Source organism: Psychrobium sp. MM17-31, assembly GCF_022347785.1.
GTDB lineage: Bacteria > Pseudomonadota > Gammaproteobacteria > Enterobacterales > Psychrobiaceae > Psychrobium.
Genome location: NZ_JAKRGA010000002.1, coordinates 942,756 through 949,412 on the forward strand (window position 1 = coordinate 942,756; position 6,657 = coordinate 949,412).

Genomic DNA, 6,657 nt, shown 5'->3' on the forward strand with positions numbered 1-6,657 from the left:
CTACTCTTGGTACCACTTATCTAACAGTGCTTTCGACTTCTTAAGCTGGTTTTGCCAAGTTCCTTTACCAACAACCACTGGTTTAATTAGAATGATAAGTTCGGTTTTCTTTACTTCTTCCTTGCGATTGGTAAATAGTTCGCCAAGCACTGGGATAGAGCCTAATAACGGAACCTTAGATGTATTATCTAGAGTGCGTGAACTCATCAAGCCACCGATAACAACCACATCACCGCTGGCCGATTTAATAATGGTATCTGACTCGCGAATAGAGCTATTGGCTAATGGCAATTGGAAAGTGCCATCCTGCAATTCAATGGTTTTTTGCTGCTCTTCCACTTCAATAACCGATGGGTGAACGTGCAATAGTACGTTTTGTTCATCGTCGATTTGTGGCGTTACATCTAATGCAATACCAGAGAAGAATGGCGTTAATTCCACTTCAGGATTAGAAACCACATTGCTACCAACACTGTTGGTGGCAGAAGAAACATCAGTTACAAAATACTCATCATTACCGGCTTTGAAGACGGCTTTTTGATTATTAATCGCTGTAATACGCGGACTCGAAAGTACATTGACATCGCCTTGGGTACTCAATAGATTTACCACGCCAGCAAAGTCTGCATTTTTAAAACTAATCGACGCCACACCGCCTAGCGCTGAAGTTACCGCGTCAGAGACATTAGCGGCACTTGTTTTAAAATTAAAATCAGTGACGTTATTGGTACCGATATTTGATAACAGGTTTTGCCACTCAATGCCCTGCTGGTAACCATCGTGTAATGTAACTTCAATGATGCGAGCCTCAAGAATGACCTGACGTTGCAGGTTTTCTTCCGAGCGCTTTAAGAAATCTTTCACTGTCGCGATATCTTTCGGATAACCTTTTACTGTTACCAAACCAGCTTGAGGACTAAGAATGACTTGACGGCCTTCGCCGCGAATTAAGTTAGACAGCGTTCCTTCAAGCTCTTTCCAGTAATCAGTCTCCGACTGTGATTCGATATAGGTGCCATTAACACCATTGCCTCCCTGACCATTATTAGAGCCAGAGTTGTTAAAGCTATTGCCGTTATTATTGCTATTACCGAAATTATTACCGCCGCTGTTATTGCCATTTTGATTTTGAGTAATACCGCCAGAAGACACACTCGACTTAGACATACCGTTACGCTTAATCATCAAATAATTAAAGCTAAAGGTTTCTGTGGTTAGGCTGGCTGGAAAAATTTGTAGAATGTTGCCTTCACGCTCAACGCGATAGTCGTACAACGCAGTTACCGCATCGATAGCTTCTGACAAGGTCACTTGTTTTAAGTCTAAAGATAAAGTGCCAGTTAAATCATTGTGGAAAACTACGCTATATGGCGTTTGTTCAACCAAGCTTGAGAAGAAACTCTTAACATCAATACCATTGGCAGCGATATCAAAACGTTTCTCTAACACGGTTGGAACTTTATTCATTGCCGCCGGCATCATTTTCTGCTGAATATTGGCAGGAACAACAAACTCCGCCGCTTTTTGCGGTTGCGGTTTTGCTTCTGAATTAATCGCATTCTGAATATGCGCTTTTTCCTCATTTACCGGCGTCATCTGACAACCAGCCAACGATAATGTCGCACAGGCAATAGCTAATTTAGTTAGGCTAATTCGAGACATCAGTTATGAACCCTTTTTCGCAACAGTGACTTGTGATTTATCAAATAAAGTTAATTCTTTACCTGATGCTAATACCACTTTATTTTTCGAAATTGACGTAATTATTTGCCCTGCAATCCCTTGGCCAACACGCAATGATTGTCCGTTAATAATGGCAATTTTACTCTTTGTTTTTATTTGAATTCCATTAAGCGTAAGTAGCACTTGACCAGATTCAATCTTCTCGCCAACAGCACGTTGCTGTTTTTGTACCAGTACTGGCGGCTTAGTTGGATCTGTCACGGCAATACTCTGCGCAGCACCAAAGGTCAATAACGTAGTGATTATTAATAAACTAAGCTTTAACACCGATAAACTCCTTATCAGTACTGATGGTGTAAATCTCAAAAGAAATCACAGCTTCTGGGTACTTTTCGACACGATAATTAATATCGCTCCACAATACTGATTTCTTCTTAGCCTCGATATTTTGCATAAATTTAAGCAGCGCAAAATAGCGCCCTTTTAATTTAATGTTCATGGCATGACGATAAAGTAACGGCTGTTTTGTACTGTCATTATCTTTATATAAAATAGGTTCTGGCGCTAAAGAGCGTAACGAAAGCACTGATAAATGCTTATTCTCATTAACTAACGCTTTTACCAAACCTGACATTTCATCGCTGCCAACTAACGATAAACGAAAGCTCTCTAATCGCTTAACTTGTTCTTCATGCGCTACATTAAGTAATCGCAATTCTTCTTGCAGTTTCTTAAGTGGATCGGCGTTGAGTTTAGCTTCAATATTGGCCACCTCAATTTCAATCGCACTAATCGATTGCTTTGTCGTTTCACCTTGTTTATTTAACTGGCTGTATTCTTTATAAAGCGGTTCAATCACAAAGTTAAAACTAAGAAATAGAATAAGAATAACAGCGGTTACCAGCACTAATACTTTCTCGCGCATCGCAAGCGCGGCATGCTTTTCCGATAACATATCCCAATTCATTATTGCGACTCCTCTGCTATCGTACTGCCGGAATTTTGCAGCGTGAAATTAACTAAGTCGTCTTCTCGCTGAATTTCTAATCCTGCAAAACTGTGGCCACTAAAGACGGGAGATTGCTCCATAGCTTCAACCCAACGTGGGATTGCTTGTGATTTAAGGGCGCTACCGGCAAAGCTCAATTGTCCATTTCGGCTTTCAATTGCGGTTAACCAAACACCATTCATATCAATATTACTTAAACCTTCAAATAACGCTGAAAAGCCGTCATTGCGATCAAAAGATCTTCTTAGGGTTGCCAAAATTACTTTCTTTTCAGCGGTTTTTGCCTTCGCTGCCTTTATATCATTAAGCAGTGGTGAATTAGTGGTTACCGCAGCCAGCTCATTTGATTTATCACCCAAGATAGCTTCTTGCAATCGGAGTTCACTTTGAAAACGCTGATTATCTGCTTTCAACTGTTGGTTAAGGTAGGTAAAGCCGCCAATAACAAGCACTGCGACAAATAAACTCAAAGCCATATAAGTTACACTTTGGCTAAGCGGCAGAACTTCTTTAACTGGTCTTAATTCAGGTAAATAGAGGTTAATCCGCGACTTCATACTACGACGCCTCCATTACTAGCTCATCAAAAGCTGCATAGTTCATCGGGAAACGTTCAAATTCGTCGGCATCGAAAGGCTTTAAAATAGAAACTTTAGTATCAAATAGCTCTTGCAGGCTACTTACGATGTATTGCGAATCGAAGTTTTGAACACAAACATAAATATTATTAACAGACTCAAGCTTCAACTGCCCCACTGCATAGTCAATTGAGCGTTGCACTTCTAGGCCAAGATTACCAAGGATCCCCGCCTCAAATTCAATCTCACTTAACTGATGCAAATTGTCATAGCCGTGGATGTGACGACTAAAACAAAGTTCGCCATCTTTGATAATACCAAGTAACAACTGCGAGCCAGGATTGTGAAAAATCACCAAATTGGCATTTTCATCTTTCACAAAATTTGTCAGTACAATATCTTCAATAGAAATACCGATTAGATTGAGCTCTAAATCTTTTAAAATGTCTAATACTGGCTCAATGACTTGGCGATCACCTGCGACTACATTGAGCTTATTATTATTAGGAACATTACTGACATTCTGATAGTAATCTAGCAACTGATTTTCAGGGGAAATAGTAAAGAAGTCTTTTGCACTAAAGCTCAGTGCTTTGCTATATTCAGCCTCAGGAACACTTGGCTTATCAATCTGCGTCATTTGATACATGCCATGGGCTAGCACCACATAACAATTAGCGCCGCTAATTGATTGCTCATGTAATAATTCAGAAATGGTATTTGCGTAATTTTGATCTGGACACGCCAACTGCTTCACCATTGGCTCCTGCTCACAAAGCACAGCCACAGTAACGCTTGCTGGTTGTAATACAATGCTCACCTTACAATTCGTAACGGCTTGTTTTTTGCGAAACAGCTTAGCTAGCACTTAGACATTTCCTTGACGTGTCAAATATTTGATAAATAAGATTATCCCTAATTAAATCAGGCATGCAAGCAAATAGTGACGAAAATCACTCAAGGCGACAAAATTTTGTTACATTCAACTGTCTCTTCACCATTACAACAACTTAGCGACCCATTATTCGATGAGCATCGAATCAAAGTTTACATCAAACGCGATGATTTAATTCATCCTCAAATCTCCGGCAACAAGTGGCGAAAGCTCAAATACAATCTGCTCTATGCCAAACAACAAGGCTATAACGAAGTCTTGTCCTTTGGCGGTGCTTACTCCAACCATATCCATTCGTTAGCCTTTGCTGGCCAAGCTAATGGTCTAAAAACAATTGGTATAATTCGTGGTGAATACGATCCCAACAATCCGACTATTCGTGATGCCAAGGAAGCAGGAATGCATATAGAGTTTGTTAACCGCAGTGATTACCGCAGAAGATTTGATCAAGATTATCTTAGTGAAATTCAAGACAAATACCCCAACGCGCTAATTGTTCCCGAAGGAGGAACTAACGACTTAGCTCTGTTAGGATTGGCAGAAATGGTAGAGGAAATCCCAAAGGAAAAAGCGCAGTTTATAATAACGGCATGTGGCAGCGGCGGTACTAGCGCAGGCATATTAAAGGCAATGCAACCCGAACAAACACTCATCAGTATTCCTGTATTGAAAAAAGCTGACTACTTAAAACAAGAAATAATAGATTTAGCAAAGTGCAATGTGCATCAGCTCCAATTCCTTACAGAATTCCATCAAGGTGGTTACGGTAAAGTGACGCCTGAACTAGTAACCTTTATCGAGCAATTCGAAACTACTCACGCTATCCAACTAGAACCCATCTACAATGGAAAAATGATGATTGCTTTTTATCAACTCGTTCGAGAAAATTATTTTAAACCACATTCATCAGTTACCCTTATCCATACTGGTGGATTACAGGGACTTAACGGTTTGAAACAACGTGGAATAATCAATTAACCTTTTTTAGCCAATACGTCCTTAATAAAAGTCGCCGAATCACGATACGTGCGAGGCCCCAGATTGCCATGAGTGCCATCTTTTGACCAACTACCAACAACTCCAATGACGGGATCATTCTCCATTAGTGACAACGTTTTTTCATAAGTGTAATAACTATATGACAGTCCTTCTTTAAGAATCACAACATAAAAACAATGAGGCGCTTCCAAAGGTGTGGGAAACGAGATTAACACAGCGTCATGCCCATCTATAGCTTCACTAGTAACTTTATCTCCATATTCAATCGATACAATTTCACGCGCACTGTCTCGTAGCTTATCAAGATTTCCAGCTACAAGATCATCAAAAAAACGCCCTTCGGTTTCAAGTGTCCATTTAGGAATTAGTCGATGTTGAAAAAAGTAAATACGTTGCGATAAAGAAGGTTCCTCTTGGCTATTTTTCTCTCTATTTTCGACAACGCTTGTTTTATTTATAGATGAATTAGTCGACGCACACCCAGTGAGAACAAGTGTAATGATGATCAATAGGTACTTCATAATTAATTTCCATTTAGCAATGATGTTGGTAATTCGAATTTCACAAACTCGATAGATAGTATTGCTTTTAATGATCTAATACCAGAAACAATCAACTAAATAGGTATTTGGCAATGACGTGTATGCGACTGAAGGGATTCAGGAGGTAGAGCAATCATGGAGACCATTGCCGAGATGCACTAATACCGCGAACGCAGGATGCGTAAGAGCGGTGTCCTACTCAGGCGCGACAAGACCGTTAGTCCAGCGAACTAACACAGCTCGTCGTGACAAGTTGGGGACAAAATGGCAGGAAAGCCATTTTGCACGGCGTCAGCCGCCCGAAGGGTGAGCTACATGGATGTAGCGAATGAAGCCCACGGCTGAACGTCGAGAGTAAGACTGCGCGGTAGCGCTTTAGAGTGAAGCTCCCCGCCTATGCGTTGCTCTCAAATGAATCGATGAAATATTTCAATACGCAGAAACGAAAAAAGCCCCCGCAATCAATGCGGGGGCTTTTCTCTAAATAGGTGTTTGGCAATGTCCTACTCTCACATGGGGAAGCCCCACACTACCATCGGCGCTAAGTCGTTTCACTACTGAGTTCGGAATGGGATCAGGTGGGACCAACTTGCTATGGTTACCAAACTAAAACTTTTACAATCTAGAAAGCTTGCTCTTCAAAAGAGCTTTAATTCTGTTCTTCTAACAACAAATGTCTTGTTATTTCTGAGGTCTCTAAAACACATTAGGTGTTGTATGATTAAGCCTCACGGGTCATTAGTACGGGTTAGCTCAACGCCTCACAACGCTTACACACCCCGCCTATCAACGTCGTAGTCTCCGACGGCCCTTCAGTTGACTTAAAGTCAAAGTGAGAACTCATCTTGAGGCTCGCTTCCCGCTTAGATGCTTTCAGCGGTTATCGATTCCGAACGTAGCTACCGGGCAATGCCATTGGCATGACAACCCGAACACCAGCGGTTCGTCCAC

General features: G+C 41.0%; 7 protein-coding genes and 2 rRNA genes. 1 reads left to right on the forward strand and 8 read right to left on the reverse strand.

Annotation, left to right across the window (positions count from 1 at the left end; translation table 11 throughout):
- Genes mshL through MHM98_RS08835 form a run of 5 tightly spaced genes read right to left on the reverse strand, consistent with a single transcriptional unit; the run spans window position 1 to window position 4,090 of the window.
- Entirely contained in the window at window positions 1-1,662 is a 1,662-nt protein-coding gene (mshL, locus tag MHM98_RS08815) for a pilus (MSHA type) biogenesis protein MshL (protein WP_239438884.1), read from the reverse strand.
- A gap of 3 nt (window positions 1,663-1,665) precedes the next feature.
- Window positions 1,666-2,010, reverse strand: coding sequence for a hypothetical protein (locus tag MHM98_RS08820; RefSeq protein WP_239438885.1), 345 nt, complete (start codon window positions 2,008-2,010; stop codon window positions 1,666-1,668).
- A complete protein-coding gene (locus tag MHM98_RS08825; RefSeq protein ID WP_239438886.1) occupies window positions 1,997-2,650 on the reverse strand; it encodes a hypothetical protein in 654 nt (217 codons plus the stop codon). Before MHM98_RS08825 ends, MHM98_RS08820 begins: the two co-directional genes overlap by 14 nt.
- Window positions 2,650-3,249, reverse strand: coding sequence for a PilN domain-containing protein (locus MHM98_RS08830; protein WP_239438887.1), 600 nt, complete (start codon window positions 3,247-3,249; stop codon window positions 2,650-2,652). The genes MHM98_RS08825 and MHM98_RS08830 overlap by 1 nt, the downstream gene beginning before the upstream one ends.
- Before the next feature lies 1 nt (window position 3,250).
- Entirely contained in the window at window positions 3,251-4,090 is an 840-nt protein-coding gene (locus MHM98_RS08835; RefSeq protein ID WP_239438888.1) for a hypothetical protein, read from the reverse strand.
- A 123-nt stretch (window positions 4,091-4,213) separates the two neighbouring features.
- Here MHM98_RS08835 and MHM98_RS08840 point away from each other — a divergent pair, with 123 nt between their 5' ends.
- Window positions 4,214-5,143: a pyridoxal-phosphate dependent enzyme gene (locus MHM98_RS08840; RefSeq protein ID WP_239438889.1), complete on the forward strand. Its 930-nt coding sequence runs from the start codon at window positions 4,214-4,216 to the stop codon at window positions 5,141-5,143.
- On the opposite strand, the gene MHM98_RS08845 is transcribed toward MHM98_RS08840, so the two are convergent.
- The 3 genes from MHM98_RS08845 to MHM98_RS08855 form a co-directional block, all read right to left on the reverse strand.
- Window positions 5,140-5,685 carry a hypothetical protein gene (locus MHM98_RS08845; protein ID WP_239438890.1) on the reverse strand — a complete coding sequence of 182 codons (546 nt, stop codon included), beginning with the start codon at window positions 5,683-5,685 and terminating at the stop codon, window positions 5,140-5,142. The two genes, MHM98_RS08840 and MHM98_RS08845, sit on opposite strands and share 4 nt — an antisense overlap.
- Window positions 5,686-6,196: 511 nt before the next feature.
- A 5S ribosomal RNA gene (rrf, locus tag MHM98_RS08850) occupies window positions 6,197-6,312 on the reverse strand.
- A gap of 111 nt (window positions 6,313-6,423) precedes the next feature.
- Window positions 6,424-6,657 (reverse strand): 23S ribosomal RNA (locus tag MHM98_RS08855); the annotation flags it as partial.

Coding starts and splice junctions, on each gene's coding strand:
- mshL (WP_239438884.1), bottom strand. CDS start 1,662: ATGTCTCGAATTAGCCTAACTAAATTAGCTATTGCCTGTGCGACATTA.
- MHM98_RS08830 (WP_239438887.1), bottom strand. CDS start 3,249: ATGAAGTCGCGGATTAACCTCTATTTACCTGAATTAAGACCAGTTAAA.
- MHM98_RS08825 (WP_239438886.1), bottom strand. CDS start 2,650: ATGAATTGGGATATGTTATCGGAAAAGCATGCCGCGCTTGCGATGCGC.
- MHM98_RS08845 (WP_239438890.1), bottom strand. CDS start 5,685: ATGAAGTACCTATTGATCATCATTACACTTGTTCTCACTGGGTGTGCG.